Source organism: Pontibacter ruber (assembly GCF_023630205.1).
In the GTDB taxonomy this organism is placed as follows: Bacteria; Bacteroidota; Bacteroidia; order Cytophagales; family Hymenobacteraceae; genus Pontibacter; species Pontibacter ruber.
In genome coordinates, this window is the sequence record NZ_JALPRR010000001.1 from 33,896 (window position 1) to 49,119 (window position 15,224).

A 15,224-nucleotide genomic window follows, 5' to 3' on the forward strand; every position below is an offset into this window, starting at 1 on the left:
TGCTCAAAGTGCCTGTAACGAGTTGCGCACTTCCTCCATCAGCCACATGGGTGTTGAAGTAGCTCCACAAATCCCTACCGTGTCGCCTGCCTCAAACCACTCCGGTTGCAACTCTTCCACTTTCGAAATAAAGTAAGTATACGGATTGGTGTTTTTACACACCTGGTACAATACCTTCCCGTTTGATGATTTGGTGCCTGACACGAATACGATCTTATCGAACTGTGCTGCAAACTTACGCAGTTCCTTATCGCGGTTGGATACCTGTCGGCAAATGGTATCGTTGGCTTCTACCACAAAGCCCTGCTGTTCGAGCCTGTTTTTTATACTATAGAAGTTATCAGTGCTTTTGGTGGTCTGGCTGTAGAGAGTGATCTTAGCTGGCAACTCGTGCTGTAGCAGCTCGTCCATGTTTTCAAAAACCACGGCCTTGTTGTTTGTCTGCCCCAATAAGCCCATTACCTCTGCATGGCCGTGCTTGCCATAGATAAAGATTTGTTCGTCTTTGTCGTAGGATGTTTTGATGCGGTTCTGCAGCTTCAGCACCACCGGGCAGGAGGCATCCACCAGCGTCAGGTTGTTTTGCAGCGCCGTCTGATAGGTTTCGGGTGGCTCGCCATGGGCACGTATTAGCACGGCCTCATTTCGTAACTTCCGCAACTGCATATGGTCGATAATACGCAGGCCCCGTTTTTGCAAGCGCTCCACCTCTTCGTCGTTGTGCACGATATCGCCCAGGCAATACAGGTACCCCTGCTCGTCGAGGAGGTCTTCGGCCATCTGGATGGCATACACCACGCCAAAGCAAAAGCCGGAATTGGAGTCGATCGTTACACGGAGGCTCAGCATATAGTGTTATACAGCTAAAGGCTCATATTGTTTAACTACCTGACGCTGACGCAGCCCTTCATACACAGAGATGGTTAGCAGCAGCATCAGCATGGAATACATGGTATCTTCCACAGGTATGGAAACAATGCGCAGCCCCAGGTTATACGCGTTGTTATACCACACAACAGGCAAATACGTGAGCACGCCGTTCACCAGCAGAAACGGAACCAGGTGCACCAGGTACGCCAGGTAAAAGCGCCCTAGATACTTTGTACCGTAGTAGCGCAGATGCAGCAGGTGCAGCAAAGCCAACAGCATGAACGTGATCGAAGTATACCACTTCTCTACGTTGAAGATCGCGATGAGCGGCAGCACCACGATCAAGGTCAGCGCTATTGCTTTTGCATAAGGCTGCAGCAGGTCTTTGGTGATGTAGGCATTCAGCACATCGTAAATAAACACGCAGGCATAGGGCACGGTTATAAAAAACAGCACCTCTTCCAGTGGCAGGTTAAACAGGTAAATCCCCGTCAGGTACTCCGGGTTAAAGCCCCATACCCCTGCTTTGGTAAACTGCACATCCCAGAAGATGAACGCCGCTGCATTTACAGCAATTGCCGGAAACAGGTAGGGCCAGCTTTTGAAAAAGTGCACCTTTCTGTCGAAGGAGAGCAACAGCGGAAACAGGATGGTGAAGATATTGAGGTATAGGTAGATGTACATTTAGACGTTGATGCTTCGTAGCGTTTTCTTTTCTTCTTCGGTACAATGGTCCTTAGACAGCATAAATTCCCGCATGGTACGCGCCCAATCAGCTGAGATGCCGGACCTAGGATATACTTTCAGGCTATTGATAATAAGTTTCTTATCTTCCTGTATGTGGCCGCTCATGTTAAGATAACGCGGGATATAATGCTCTACCGTAAAGCGCAGGAAGCGTATTTCCGGATTCTGATTGTCCAGCTTTACCGCTTCTTCAAAAAGCTCGGCAGCCTTTTGCAGGTGCTTCAGTTTGAAATAAGGATTCCAGACGTGCTTGGCCATGGTTGCTTCCGAGGCTGCTTTGTAGGCCAGAACAACCGGGTGACGGTCCTTGTACTCCCCCATCATTTCGTTAAACTCTTTTGCAGCTTCGCTGCTTTTGCTGGCTTCCAGGTACTGCCCGCGCAGCTCGGTTATCTTGTAGCGGGTAGTATTGTCTGCAAAGGTGCTGAGGGTTGTCAGCATCAGTAAAAAGAAGAATAGGGCTTTCATGGTTAGATGGCGTTAAGTCTGTACCGAAGATACGAACTTAGCAGGAGAGCTAGCTTCGTGTTGTCAGGTACTCTTACGCGCTCTTTCAGGATGCGGGTTGCCGGCAGGTGCTGGATTTTGCGGAATAGCTTCAGGTAATAGACATAAGCCAGGTATACGCCCATGCGTGCAGAGCGCGGCAAGGCCATAATTCCTTTGTAGGCATCGTTAAAATCTTTCATGATGTCGGCTTCGATCTCGGCTTTGCTGGCGTTGTTGAAGTTCCTGAAATCTACCTTCGGAAAGTATACGCGGCCACGCTCGTGAAAATCGCTCTTCATGTCGCGCAGGAAGTTCACTTTCTGAAAGGCTGCTCCGAGACTGCGGGCTGGTCCTTTCAGCTGCTCAAACTGCTCCTTATCGCCGTCGCAGAACACCCGCAGGCACATAAGGCCTACTACCTCTGCAGAGCCATAGATATATTCCTCGTAAAGCGATCGATCGTAGGCATGATCCTCCAGGTCCATTTCCATACTTTTCAAAAAAGCATCGATATATTCCCGGTCAATGCCATACTCATTCACCACACACTGGAAGGCGTGCAACACCGGGTTCAGGCTGATTCCTGACTCAATAGCATCGTAAGTTTGCTTTTTAAACTCCTCAAGCAGCTTGCGCTTGTCATGCTCGTGAAAAGTATCAACAATTTCGTCGGCACAGCGCACGAAGCCGTAGATGGCATAGATCGGCAGGTGGAACTTTTTGTGCAGGGTTTTGATGCCCAGCGTAAACGAGGTGCTGTACGCTTCAGTTATGATTTTACTGCACTTAAGGCACGTTTCTTTAAAAAGCTCCATAGGCTACGGTATTGCGTGTTTATACTATACGTTTGCCGGCAACGCCGCAAACCCAAATTCCTTCGCCACTTCACTTGCCACTACCTGCCCCGAAATAAGGGAGGGCGGCACACCCGGTCCGGGCACTGTTAACTGCCCGGTATAAAATAAGTTTTTTACTTTTTTACTTTTCATGCTTGGCTTCAGCAGCGCTGTCTGCAGCAGCGTATTGGCCAGCCCATAGGCATTGCCTTTGAAGGCATTGTAATCAGAAATAAAATCCTGGTGCGCGTAACTGCGCTTGTATATAACATTACTACGAATTTCTTGTTTTGTCAGCCGTTCGAGGCGGTCCATCACCAAGTGGTAATACTTCTCCCGTACTTCCTCTGTATCCTGCAGCCCCGGCGCCACGGGTATAAGTATAAACAGGTTCTCGCAACCTTCAGGGGCAACGCTGGCATCGGTTACCGACGGCGCCGACACATAAAACAGCGGCTTGCTCGGCCACTTCGGGTTGGTGTAGATCTCGTTGGCATGCGGCCCGAAATCTTCGTCAAAGAACAGGTTATGGTGATTTAAATTTTGCAGCCGCTTGTTCACCCCCAGGTAAAAAATAAGCGAGGAAGGCGCCATCACACGGTTGCGCCAGTAGGTATCCGAGTAGGTCTGGTGAACAGGCGAAAGCAGCTTTTTCTCTACATGGTGGTAATCGGCGCTGGCCACTACTACATCCGCCTCGAACGTACCGGTTGCCGTCTGCACCCGTCTGGCCACGCCTTGCTGCACCTCTATCTGCTGCACATCCTGGTTATACAGGAAACTTACCCCCTTCTCTTCTGCCAGCTGCACCATCCCTTCGATGATCTTGTACATGCCCCCCATCGGATACCAGGTACCCAGGCTGATGTCGGCGTAGTTCATCAGACTATACAAAGCCGGCGTGTTCTGCGGTAATGCTCCCAGGAACAGGATCGGGAACTCCATGAGCTTGATGATCTTCTCGTGCGAAAAGAACCGTCGGATGTGCTTGTAAAACGACTGGAACACATCCATGCGCAGCACATCGAACAAAAGCTTCGGGCTCATAAACTCGCTGATGGAACGCCCCGGCTTGTACACCAACTGGTTGATGCCCACATCATACTTATAACCAGCCTGTTCCAGGAAATCATCCAACCGCTCGGCACTCCCCTCCTCCCACTGTTCCAGCATGTTCCGGAACGCTTCGATGGAAGCCGGCACCTGCACAAAATCATTCTCCCCGAATATGACAGTATAGGAAGGGTCCAGGCGCTTCAGGTCGTAATAATCGGAAGTGCTCTTGCCAAACCTGCCAAAGTATGATTCAAATACATCGGGCATCCAGTACCAGCTGGGCCCCATATCAAAGGTAAAGCCCTGGGCTGTGTAGCTTCGGGCACGACCGCCAGGAGTAGCATTTTTTTCCAGTACCGTTACTTCGTACCCCTGCTGTGCCAGACAGGTGGCCGCCGAGATGCCTGAAAATCCTGCACCAATGATGATAACCTTTCTTTGAGTCATACTTAAAGTATAAAGTTGATTTTTATGCGTCTACCCGGTAAACCTTCAGTGCTTGCTTCAGCTCTTTACGGGCAATGTGAATCCGGTTCTTAACAGTTCCGATCGGGATCTGCAGTTTCTCAGCTATTTCCAAGTACTTGTAGCCCACGTAGTACATCATAAAAGGGGTACGATGCTCCTCGCTCAGGTTGGCAATGGCCGCGTTGATATCGTTCATGACGAAAGTTGCGGCCCCTTTGTTTTGCGTGATATAATTTTCATCTGTGTTGAGGTACTGCAGATACTCAGCGCTATCTACATTACTACTCCTCTTGATTACTTTATTATAGTTATTGATAAACGTGTTGCGCATGATGGTGTACAACCAGGCCTTCAGATTTGTCCCTGCCTTAAACTTCTCCCTGTTGCGGAGCGCTTTCAGCAAGGTTTCCTGTACCAGGTCCTTGGCATCATCTATGTCGCGTGTTAAGTTCATTGCCGCAGGCCTTAACGATTGAGCGGCATTCTGAACAAGGGCACTGAATTCTATCGCAGTCATTTTGTTTATAGTTTATGTGTAAAACCATAAACAAACATACGCAACATTTTAATTTAAAGCCACAGAATGTTTAAATAATTTTTTTAATCATTAAACAATTTAACACACACAAGATAGAAAAGTATAAACAATAAAGTACTTAGCCCTTCCGACCATGGTCAGAAGGGCTAACAAGGGCACTCCTAAAAAAATTAAAGTATGAGATTACTCAGACAGAGGCTTTCCTGAATAATGATACAAATTCGCTCATGCAACTCAGGCGGCGCACATTGGCAGGGAAACGTAGATTCTCGAACTGGACCAGATGCCCGTAAACCAGCGTTTGGCAATCCGGGAAGTTTACGGCTAGTTTATCTATGTATTGCTGCACCTGGTCGCGCTCCGGCACAGCCGTAAGTACAGTACAAATATAGTGTGGCCTGCATTGTTTGTAGGTCAGCTCCAGGTCAGCATAAGGCAGGTTCTGCCCCAGGTAAATCACATGCTGGTGGTGCGAGCGGATGATGTAGCTCATGTACAGCAGCGCCAACTCATGCAACTCTCCTTCAGGCAGGTATAACAGAAAGGTCTGGGCGTCTTCTCTGCGGCGTACCACCTGCCCGTCAATGGCTACAATCAGTTTCTGACGGACAAGATTCGAGACAAAATGCTCGTGCGCAGGAGTTATGTTACCGGTTTGCCAAAGTATGCCGATCTTGTTAAGAAAAGGATAGATGATCTGCGACATAGTATCCATAAACCCCATCTGAAGCGCGGCAGTTGATAGAGTTTTGTCAAATTTCTCCTCATCCATGTCCACCATCGCTGACACAAGTGTGTTGATCTGCGCGGAGCATTCTGAATGTGTTTCGCACAGTTGCTGCACCTTTTGCATGATCTGCTCCTGGTTCATCTGCGCTATTTTTGAGATCTTATAGCCACGCTCGTTCAGCAGCGAGATGTTCAGTAATGCTTTCAGGTCTGCATCATCGTAGTACCGGATGTTTGTTTCTGTGCGCTTCGGAGAAAGTATATGGTAGCGCTGCTCCCAGATACGAATCGTATGGGCTTTGATCCCGGAAAGATGTTCTAACTCTTTGATGGTGTACTGCGCCACGGCTGTAATTCTTGTTGTTTGTTAACAATTCTGTATGCTTCTTTGAAATACCTTGGTGCCACCCACAGCATGCCATAAGATTCAGAGCCATCTTTGGCCTCGGTCTTATGGTGTACTTTGTGCGCCATGTTCAAGGCTTTGAGGTAAACGTTAGACGTTTTACCGAAAACCCTGATGCGCCTGTGAATGAACACGTCATGTATTAAAAAGTAAGCCACGCCATACAACGTAATGCCTGCTCCAACCCAGAACCTGTAATCGATGGGCTCGCTGCCAAAAATAAAAAACAGCATGGCCAACGTGCCATAATAGGCAAAGAACAGGTCGTTCAGCTCAAAAGCATGGTTATGGCGTGTGTGATGGGACTTGTGCAGGAACCACAGGAACCCGTGCAGCACATACTTGTGCATGACCCAGGCCACGCCCTCCATGGCTACAAAAGTCAAAAGCATGATTCCGATGCCCATCAGCATACACAACAAACAACAAGTTTAACGAATAGTTTTTAAATCTTAAACAAAGTTTACCAGGTGAGCGACTCTTTGTTCAGGAAAGCAGCAATTCCTTTTTGGCAGTCTTCGCTACCGCGTGCCACGGCATTCATTTCTGCGGCATACTTCAGGCCTTCTTCCAGCGACATTTCCTGCACCCGGGCAATCATCTCCTTGGTCACCTCCATCGACTGGCGGGAGTTTTCCTGGCAAAGCTTCTGGGCAAAAGCATATATTTTGTCTTCCAACTCTGCGGCCGGCACCACGTAATTCACCAACCCGTAAGCCTGTGCTTCTTCTGCCGAGATCAGATCGCCGGTCAGCAGCAGTTGCTTGGCCCGGGACTCTCCAATTTTGCGAAGCAGGAACACTTTTACGATGGCAGGTATAAAACCGATCTTTACTTCGGTGTAGCCAAATTTGGCTTCCGGTACCGTGAAGACAAAGTCGCAGATGGCAGCCAGCCCGCAGCCGCCGGCTATAGCATGCCCGTGCACCTGCGCGATCACCACCTTTTTCAACGTATAGATCATCCGGAAGAGCTCCATCAGGTGGGTAGAGTCAGCCAGGTTCTCGTGGTAATCGTACTGCTGCAGGCGCTGCAGGTACTCCAGGTCTGCCCCTGCGCAGAAAACCTTTCCTTCGGCCCGCAGCACAATTACTTTACAGGTATCGTCGTCCTCGGCAGCAGCAAAGGCCCGTTTCAGCTCCGACACTACCTCATAGTTCAGGGCGTTCCGTTTTTCGGCTCTGGCCAGCGTTATGTAGCCAACCCGATCCTTTACAAAGTAATTTATATAATCCATGGTCTGCTTTTCAGCAGCATTTGCAGTATTAGTCATGATTTTGTTCTATCAGTAGATGATGCCAGCATGGCTGTTTTTAAATATACGCATGTAGCGCTTTATGGCTTTGAAATTTAAGCAAAAGCGGAATAAATAAAAGACTTATGCTTTTATGATGGCAGAGTAGTTTATCCTGCACAAATAACGCTCCAGCTATCACAAAACAGTTAGTTTATACTTTATTTTCTGATAATTAATCAATTAAGTCGATCCAGTTTTTTCCTACAAAGTTGGTGTTCTTGCCGCTAATACAATTTAGCACCTGCTTCTGAGTTCGTAAATTTTACCCTTTATAAAACTTAGCTCTATTCTTCAATAACGAAAGTCTATACTTTACACTTGCTAACCTTTGCTTCATAGCTACTTGTATTCCTCAGTCTTATTGGCCCATACTTTCATTTTATACTTTGGTGCGCTCACGGCCGCGGGGCCTCGTCCTTGGTTTGAGCGCTGGGAGCTTTTCCTTTGCTCCTATCGTCGCAATATCGCTGTCGCGATACCGGAAAAACTCGCATAGGCGCTCAACCCAAGGACTGGAAATAACACTACTTCGTTAGCGGCTAAGCAAGTGGCTACATTGTAGGGACAGGTCGCGACCTGTCCGCGGTGACTGGCAGCTATGAAATGCATACTTAAAGTATAGCAAAAGCAGAGATTCACTCCTTAGACAAGGAGGGGCGCAGGGGTGGTTGGACAACAGCAACTATGAAAGTATAACTTCAACTAAATCATAGGAGGGAATTCCCCTCTTGGGAGGGGCGCAAGGACGGGCTTATACTTTGGACACATCACCGTTATCCTCAAAAACTCTTTCTGACTTCACCAGCATTCCACCCACCCCACCACAACCTCAAGCACTTATACTTCGTAAAAATAAATTTGCTAACGAACGTTAGGTTGCTTATATTTGTTTGACCCTATATGGAAGCAGTATTGAGCAGAAAAGAACAGATAGAGCAAACAGCCACCTCTCTCTTTAAAACAAGAGGGTTTTCGGCTACCTCTATGCGTGATCTGGCCAATGCACTGGGCATTGAGGCGGCAAGCATTTATTCGCATATCAAATCGAAAGAGGAGATCTTACAGCGGGTTTGCTTCCGGATGGCCAACGAGTTCTTCGAAGCACAGGATAAGGCAGCAGCGCTGGACGGAAGCGCTTCGGATAAGCTGAAGAACGCCATCAAGGCACACGTAAAAGTGCTCACGCATAACACGGAGGCTTCTGCAGTTTTCCTGCACGAGTGGCGCCACCTGAGCGAACCTTTCCACGGCACGTTTCTGGAGCTGCGCGACAAGTATGAGAACCGCTTCCGCGAGATCATCCGGTCTGGTATCGAAAGCGGAGAGTTTCAGGTGCCGGACGAGAAATTTGCCGTGCTGACCATACTTTCCGGCCTTAACTGGCTGCATACCTGGTACAAGCCGGAGGGTAAAATGACAGCCGATGAGATTGCTGATAATTTGTCGGCTATGCTGCTGAACGGAATGAAAAACAACCAAAACTAAATTATACCTAACCTTTACCCACACCTTAAACAAACAATGCCGGGCTGGCAACAGTCCGGCACTTTACCTGAACCTTAAAACTGAAAATATTATGTACGGAGGAGGAAACGTTTTTGAAGCTACCAAATTCGACACTTTACAGAACGAAGATCCTGTAAAGATGGCCGAGTTTGAAGCACGCATCGAGCGCGGCGAAAAGATTGAGCCGAACGACTGGATGCCGGAGCTATACCGCAAGCAGCTGATCCGCATGATCGAGCAGCACGCACACTCCGAAATCATTGGCTCTTTGCCGGAAGGTACCTGGATCACCCGCGCACCTGGTTTCAGAAGAAAGCTGGCGCAGATGGCGAAGGTGCAGGACGAAGTAGGCCACGCGCAGTTGCTTTACTCAGCTGCCGAAACCCTTGGCAAATCGCGCGAGCAAATGCTGACCGACCTGATCAACGGCAAGAGCAAGTACTCTAACGTTTTCAACTACCCGGCCTTTACTTGGGCAGACTCCAATATTATTTCCTGGCTGATCGACGCGGGTGCCATCGTAAACCAGCTGGCCAACGCCAAAGGCAGCTACGGCCCGTACTGCCGCGCCCTGGACAGAATTTGCGCGGAAGAAGCTTTCCACCTGAAGTATGGTCACGACGCCGTGGTGCACATGGCTACTGGATCTGCTAAGCAGCGCGAAATGATCCAAGCAGCTCTTAACCGTTGGTGGACTCCGATCATGCACTTCTTCGGGCCGCCAGACAAGATGAGCACGCATACCGAGATCTTGATGAAATGGAAGGTAAAGATGGCTTCTAATGATGACATGCGCCAGCAGTTCCTGGACATGTACGTGCCGAAGATCTGGGAGCTAGGCCTGACCCTTCCGGATCCGAACCTGAAGAAGAACGCCGAGACGGGCAAGTGGGATTACACCGAGCCGGATTGGGAAGAGTTCAAGCGCGTGATCAACGGCGACGGCCCTTGTAACGCGGAGCGTCTGGCCGTACGCCGCACTGCGGAAGAGCGCGGTGCCTGGGTACGCAGAGCCCTCCTTAACCCGAAATCAAAGTATGTAAAGCCGCTTGCCTAGCGGCAGTTAAAAGTTAAGAGTTAAAAGTTCAGAATGTTTATTTCTGACTTATAACTCTTAACTCTTCACTCTTAACTCATAACTTATGTCTTTGACATCATTAGACCCGAGAGTAACCCGACTGAACCTGCCGGAAGGCGAGCAGCCCCCTGTGGAGGCAAAGCCAGTGCTGGATCAGTTTGAGACATACGAAACCTTCCATCAGAAAAAGGAAGGCACTGCTTATACTTATGTAGGCCCGGTTCACGCGCCAAACGAAGAGGTCGCTTTCTTGTTTTCGAAAGAGCAGTATAGCCGCCGTGCTGCCTGCACCGGCATGTGGGTTGCCCGTACTTCGCACATCATGGTAACGCCTTACGTGGGCGATGGCGAAAATGTGTACGATGCTATCCGCACGGAAGAGCCAACCGAGCGCAGCGAGCAGCCGGAAGCTTACGAGATCTTCCACCTGAAGAAGCGAGGCAAAGCTCATACGCATGCAGGTCGTGTAGAAGCAACTTCTTACCAGGAGGCGCTGCAGGAAGCTAAGAAAGCTTTCGGTGACAAAGGCCCGATCGTGAATGTGTGGGTGGTGAAGTCGAAACATGTGTTCCGCAACAACGAGGAAGATAAAGACATGTGGCTGACCATACCGGACAAGAAGTACCGCGACGCCGTTGCCTATAAGGTAATGGACAAGATCACGAAGTATAAAGAAGAGAACAAAACCACAGCTGTGCAATAATGAACGAGTTAGCGATAAAAGACCTGCTATATAAACTGGCCGACGACGAGCTTATACTTGGCCACCGCAACTCCGAATGGACCGGCTTTGGCCCGATACTAGAGGAAGACATTGCTTTCTCGTCGATGGCGCAGGATAAGATCGGCCACAGCCTAGCATTCTATACTTTGCTGAACGAGCTTGGCGAAGCAGACCCAGACACGGTAGCTTTCACACGCAACGCGGAGCAGTTTCATAACTCGCAGTTGGTAGAGCTGCCAAACGGAGAGTACGACTTTAGCCTGATCCGCCACTTCCTGTACGACAATGCAGAGATCGTGCGCTTTGAAATGCTGAGCCGCTCCAGCTACGAACCTATTGCCAAGGTTGCTACCAAGCTGAAAGGAGAGGTGAAATACCACGTACTGCACGCCAACACCTGGATCAAGAACCTGGGCGCTTCTACCGAAGAAGCCATCCTTCGCCTGCAGTCGTCGCTGAATGAAGCGCTACCTTACGCACTGGGCATGTTTGAGCCATCAAAGTATGAGCAGGAACTGATCGATGCGGGTGTATACGAAGGCGAGGAAGCCGTGAAAGCAGAATGGCTGAAACGCATTCAGGCGGTACTGGAGAAAACAGACCTGAAGCTACCGGACCTGGAAAGTATAGAACCAAAATTCGGCGGCCGCTACGGACAACACACCGAGCACCTGCAGCCGCTGCTGGATGAGATGGCCGAAGTGTTCAAGATCGATCCGACTGCTGAGTGGTAATTCTTTGATGAAGGACAGTTTGACAAAGGACAAAAGACAATTCAATAAAGAATAATCTCCTTTGTCTTTTGTCATCAAGTCCTTTGTCCAGAAACAATAACATGAGTTTAACCAAGGAAGACATATTAACCCTGCTGGAGGAGGTAAAAGACCCTGAGATACCGGTGTTGTCACTGGTGGACCTGGGAGTGATCACGGGCGTAGAGATTTCGGATGAAGGCCACGTTACTGTGAACATGACGCCTACCTTTGCCGGTTGCCCTGCCATGGATTACATGAAGAAGGACGTGGAGCGCACGCTCGAAAAGCATGGCATCAGCAAGTATACTGTTAACATGACTTTCGACAAGCCCTGGGACAGCAACAAGCTTACGGAGAAGGGACGCCAGCACCTGAAGGAGTTTGGCCTGGCCCCGCCACCCAAGTATGACCTGATCCTGGATCTGGATATTTTGGAGCATGTAAAGTGTCCTTACTGCGATAGCGAAGATACAACCCTCAGAACACCTTTCGGCCCTACCCTTTGCCGCTCCATGCACTACTGCAATAACTGCAGGCAAATGTTTGAGCAGTTTAAGCCGTTATAAGAGACGTTAGAATTTAGACACTAGTATATAAGACTTTATAAAAGCAGAAGCCTTCTCAAGTACATGAGAAGGCTTCTGCTCTTTACTTTATACTTTCTACAGTTTCTCCATCTCCTCCTGCACAAAGTCAGCAAGGCTCTTGATGTAATCGGTACTGAAATCGAATTTGATGCCGGCTGCCTGGTATACTTCGCCAATAGATACAGAGTAACCTAAAGCAAGTGCACGCTTGTAGGCTGCAAGTCCTACCGCAGGATTCTCTTTGTAGCTTTTCCAAACGGCAATGGCGCCAAGCTGAGCCATGGCATACTCAATGTAGTAGAACGGCACTTCGTAGATGTGCAGCTGTTTCTGCCAGACAAAGGGTTTATACTTCTCCAGCCCTTTCCAGCTCACAATCTTGTGGTTAAACGTCTCAAAGATGTTCACCCACTCAGTATGGCGCTCTTCCTGCGTGTGCTGCGGATGTTCGTAGATCCAGTGCTGGAACTTATCCACGGTAGCTACCCACGGGAAGGTTTCAAGCACGCTTTCCAGGTATGTTCTCTTGGCGCGGCGTAGCTCATCCTCATTTTCAAAGAAAGTATCCCAGTAATCCATTGAGATGAGCTCCATTGACATAGAGGCCAGTTCTGCCACTTCTGACGGCGGGTGCTTGAACGCGTTCAGGCTCATTTCGCGGGTCAGGAAGGAGTGCACAGCATGGCCACCTTCGTGCAACATCGTTACTACATCGCGCAGGCTGGAAGTCGCATTCATAAAGATGAACGGCACACCAATTTCATCCAATGGATAATTGTAGCCGCCCGGCGCTTTGCCTTTTCTTGACTCCAGATCCAGGTGGCCCATCGCACGCATCGTTGCCAGGCAGTCGCCCAGGTAGGTATCCAGTTTGTAGAACACCTGCACGGTTTTTTCCAGCAACTCCTCTCCTGTTTTGAACGGCTCCAGCGGCTTTTTTCCACTTGTGTCTACGTCCAGGTCCCAGGGGCGAAGTTCATCCACCTGCAGTTCTTTTTTTCGCTCTTCGTCAATGCGCATGAGCAGCGGTACAATGGTTTGCTCGATGGAAGCATGGAAGTCGAAGCAGTCTTTTGGCGTGTAATCGAAGCGGCCTAAGGCAGCAAACATATAGTCGCGGAAGTTATCGAAGTCTGCGTTCTTGGCTACCTGGTTGCGCAACTGCAACAACTCATCAAACAGATCGTCCAGCTTCTGGCGGTCCTCTATGCGGCGCTCCTGCACGGCTTTCCAGGCTTCTTCGCGCTTGCTACGGTCGTTCAGTTTCAGGCGATCGGCAGCCCGTTGCAGGGTCATCTCCTCCCCATCTAGTGTCACGGTCATGGCCCCGGTTATAGCGGCATACTGCTGCTGTTTGGTGCTGATCTCGGTGTTCAGGGGGATGTTCTCTTCACGGAAGATTTCCAGCGCCCGTTCCACACCACGCAGGTAGATCCTGTACTTCTCCTGATCCAAGCCATTCACGTACGGTGAATGCATCAGTTTCTGGTTCAGCTCGTGGTCATAAGGAGCTACTTTAGGATCTATTTCGGATACAAAATATTGGAAGGCTTTTGTTATCTCTTCGTTTTGGGTATCGCAGGTCATGCGGATGTAGCGCCATCCCAAGTCCTCCGAAAGCACACTTTCCAGCTCGCTTCGGTCAGCCATCCACTTTTCCAACTCCTCTACCGAGTTTATCTCGCGGCTTTTTAGTTCTTCAAAGTATGGCTGAATCGTCTCCCAGGTATCTACTTTAAAATCCTCTGACAAATACACGCGCTTCTTACGCTCGGGTACCTGTATAGTAGATTCAGATTTGTTCATAGCTTAATTCTAGGTGAATAAGCGGGTAATTTAGTTACTTCTCCTGAAAGTGCAAAAACAAAGCCATACCTTTTAAAGGTATGGCTTGCATTTTTTATCAAACAATATATCTTTAGCCGATTTCGATCACCACATCGCTGGTGAGCGGGTGCCCTACGCAGTTCAGCACGTATCCTTCCTCAAGCTCGGCATCAGACAAACCTTCGCGCTCATCCAGATGCACTTTACCGCTCAGGCACTTGCCCCGGCAGGCGGTACACAATCCAGCCTGGCAGGAGTATGGCAGGTCAACGTCCTGGTCCAGAGCAGCTTCCAGAATAGTCTGGTCTGGCTGCACCTCCACGCTGTACTCCGCTCCTTCGTAAATGATGGTAACCGTTTGGGTAGTTATCTCACCGTCGTTGTCTGTGGCTAAAACATCCCCGTGATGTTCCTCCTGTTGCTGCTCAAGTAATTTGTTGCTGACAAAGCTCTCGCGGAAAATACGATCAGCCGGAACATGCAACACGTTCAGAGCTCTTCGCACTTCTTCCATCATGCCCTCAGGTCCGCACATATAATACAGCGCATCTGCTGACTTGGCAATTTTCAGGCGCTCCAGAATTTTAAGGACGATGCTTTGGTTCATGCGGCCGCGGTGGTCGCATGCCTGGTTGGGTTGGCTGTAGATGTATTCAACCTTTAGCCTGTCCGGGTTTGCCTGCTGCAGTTGCTGCAGTTGCTCTTTAAAGATCACAGTGTCTTCGTTGCGGTTGCCGTACAGCAGCGTAACTCTGCTGCCGGGCTCCTGTTGCAGCACCGTTTTAAGTATAGACATGAGCGGCGTTATACCACTGCCTGCCCCCAGGAGTACGACGTCGCGCTGTTTGGCGGCATCGCATTCGAGGCAGAAGTTGCCAAGCGGTTCCATCACTTTGATCTCGTCCCCTACTTTCACATTTTCCAGCAGGTAATTAGACATCACACCACCCGACACACGTTTCACTGTAACTGATAACCGGGTATCGTTTGGCGAACTGCTAAGCGAATAAGAACGACGAATTTCTTTGCCTTCAATCGGTAAGATCAGGGTCAGGAACTGACCGGGTTTGTAAGGTATGGTTTGCTTCTCGGGGTGTTCAAAATGTATGGTAATGGCATCTGAAGTTTCGCGGGTAATATCCACTACTTTCAGATTCATATAAGGGCTACTCATTTTTTCTATAGTTTGGCTCTACAAGGATTTTTACTAACCATATTTCCAGGCTGAAAGTTACGACAATCTATTCTGTTACCGGAAAGATTCGTATAAAAATTAGCGCTTTTGAACTTAGTATACGTACACGGACAAAT

Annotated in this window: 16 protein-coding genes; 5 read left to right on the forward strand and 11 right to left on the reverse strand. The window is 49.1% G+C overall.

The window, feature by feature from the left end:
• Window positions 1–3 precede the first annotated feature (3 nt).
• The 9 genes from MJ611_RS00155 to MJ611_RS00195 form a co-directional block, all read right to left on the reverse strand.
• Window positions 4–849: a 4-hydroxy-3-methylbut-2-enyl diphosphate reductase gene (locus tag MJ611_RS00155; RefSeq protein WP_250427325.1), complete on the reverse strand. Its 846-nt coding sequence runs from the start codon at window positions 847–849 to the stop codon at window positions 4–6.
• Between the two features lie 6 nt (window positions 850–855).
• Window positions 856–1,554, reverse strand: coding sequence for a lycopene cyclase domain-containing protein (locus MJ611_RS00160; protein ID WP_250427326.1), 699 nt, complete (start codon window positions 1,552–1,554; stop codon window positions 856–858).
• Window positions 1,555–2,085 (reverse strand): tetratricopeptide repeat protein, encoded by a 531-nt coding sequence (locus tag MJ611_RS00165; RefSeq protein WP_250427327.1) that lies wholly within the window; start codon window positions 2,083–2,085, stop codon window positions 1,555–1,557.
• Between the two features lie 2 nt (window positions 2,086–2,087).
• Window positions 2,088–2,921, reverse strand: coding sequence for a phytoene/squalene synthase family protein (locus tag MJ611_RS00170; RefSeq protein ID WP_250427328.1), 834 nt, complete (start codon window positions 2,919–2,921; stop codon window positions 2,088–2,090).
• A 24-nt stretch (window positions 2,922–2,945) separates the two neighbouring features.
• Complete coding sequence (locus tag MJ611_RS00175; RefSeq protein ID WP_250427329.1) at window positions 2,946–4,445, reverse strand: phytoene desaturase family protein; 1,500 nt, start codon at window positions 4,443–4,445, stop codon at window positions 2,946–2,948.
• A 22-nt stretch (window positions 4,446–4,467) separates the two neighbouring features.
• Window positions 4,468–4,983, reverse strand: coding sequence for an RNA polymerase sigma factor (locus MJ611_RS00180; protein ID WP_250427330.1), 516 nt, complete (start codon window positions 4,981–4,983; stop codon window positions 4,468–4,470).
• A gap of 208 nt (window positions 4,984–5,191) precedes the next feature.
• Complete coding sequence (locus tag MJ611_RS00185; protein ID WP_250427331.1) at window positions 5,192–6,079, reverse strand: MerR family transcriptional regulator; 888 nt, start codon at window positions 6,077–6,079, stop codon at window positions 5,192–5,194.
• Window positions 6,052–6,546, reverse strand: coding sequence for a sterol desaturase family protein (locus MJ611_RS00190; protein ID WP_250427332.1), 495 nt, complete (start codon window positions 6,544–6,546; stop codon window positions 6,052–6,054). Before MJ611_RS00190 ends, MJ611_RS00185 begins: the two co-directional genes overlap by 28 nt.
• A 56-nt stretch (window positions 6,547–6,602) precedes the next feature.
• On the reverse strand, window positions 6,603–7,376 hold the full coding sequence (locus MJ611_RS00195; protein ID WP_250428750.1) for an enoyl-CoA hydratase/isomerase family protein: 774 nt from the start codon (window positions 7,374–7,376) through the stop codon (window positions 6,603–6,605).
• 960 nt (window positions 7,377–8,336) lie between these two features.
• On the opposite strand from MJ611_RS00195, the gene MJ611_RS00200 reads away from it, so the two are divergent.
• The 5 genes from MJ611_RS00200 to paaD all read left to right on the forward strand — a co-directional run bounded on the left by MJ611_RS00200 (window position 8,337) and on the right by paaD (window position 12,065).
• Entirely contained in the window at window positions 8,337–8,921 is a 585-nt protein-coding gene (locus tag MJ611_RS00200; RefSeq protein WP_250427333.1) for a TetR/AcrR family transcriptional regulator, read from the forward strand.
• Window positions 8,922–9,012: 91 nt separating this feature from the next.
• Window positions 9,013–9,999, forward strand: a complete 987-nt coding sequence (gene paaA / locus MJ611_RS00205; protein ID WP_250427334.1) for a 1,2-phenylacetyl-CoA epoxidase subunit PaaA — start codon at window positions 9,013–9,015, stop codon at window positions 9,997–9,999.
• Window positions 10,000–10,084: 85 nt separating this feature from the next.
• Complete coding sequence (locus MJ611_RS00210; protein WP_250427335.1) at window positions 10,085–10,723, forward strand: phenylacetic acid degradation b; 639 nt, start codon at window positions 10,085–10,087, stop codon at window positions 10,721–10,723.
• Window positions 10,723–11,478, forward strand: coding sequence for a 1,2-phenylacetyl-CoA epoxidase subunit PaaC (paaC, locus tag MJ611_RS00215; protein ID WP_250427336.1), 756 nt, complete (start codon window positions 10,723–10,725; stop codon window positions 11,476–11,478). Before MJ611_RS00210 ends, paaC begins: the two co-directional genes overlap by 1 nt.
• A gap of 101 nt (window positions 11,479–11,579) precedes the next feature.
• On the forward strand, window positions 11,580–12,065 hold the full coding sequence (gene paaD / locus MJ611_RS00220) for a 1,2-phenylacetyl-CoA epoxidase subunit PaaD (protein ID WP_250427337.1): 486 nt from the start codon (window positions 11,580–11,582) through the stop codon (window positions 12,063–12,065).
• Between the two features lie 96 nt (window positions 12,066–12,161).
• On the opposite strand, the gene MJ611_RS00225 is transcribed toward paaD, so the two are convergent.
• Together MJ611_RS00225 and MJ611_RS00230 are read right to left on the reverse strand one after the other, a co-directional pair.
• Window positions 12,162–13,892 carry a M3 family oligoendopeptidase gene (locus MJ611_RS00225; RefSeq protein WP_250427338.1) on the reverse strand — a complete coding sequence of 577 codons (1,731 nt, stop codon included), beginning with the start codon at window positions 13,890–13,892 and terminating at the stop codon, window positions 12,162–12,164.
• 112 nt (window positions 13,893–14,004) lie between these two features.
• Window positions 14,005–15,087 carry a ferredoxin--NADP reductase gene (locus MJ611_RS00230; protein ID WP_250427339.1) on the reverse strand — a complete coding sequence of 361 codons (1,083 nt, stop codon included), beginning with the start codon at window positions 15,085–15,087 and terminating at the stop codon, window positions 14,005–14,007.
• Window positions 15,088–15,224: the final 137 nt, after the last annotated feature.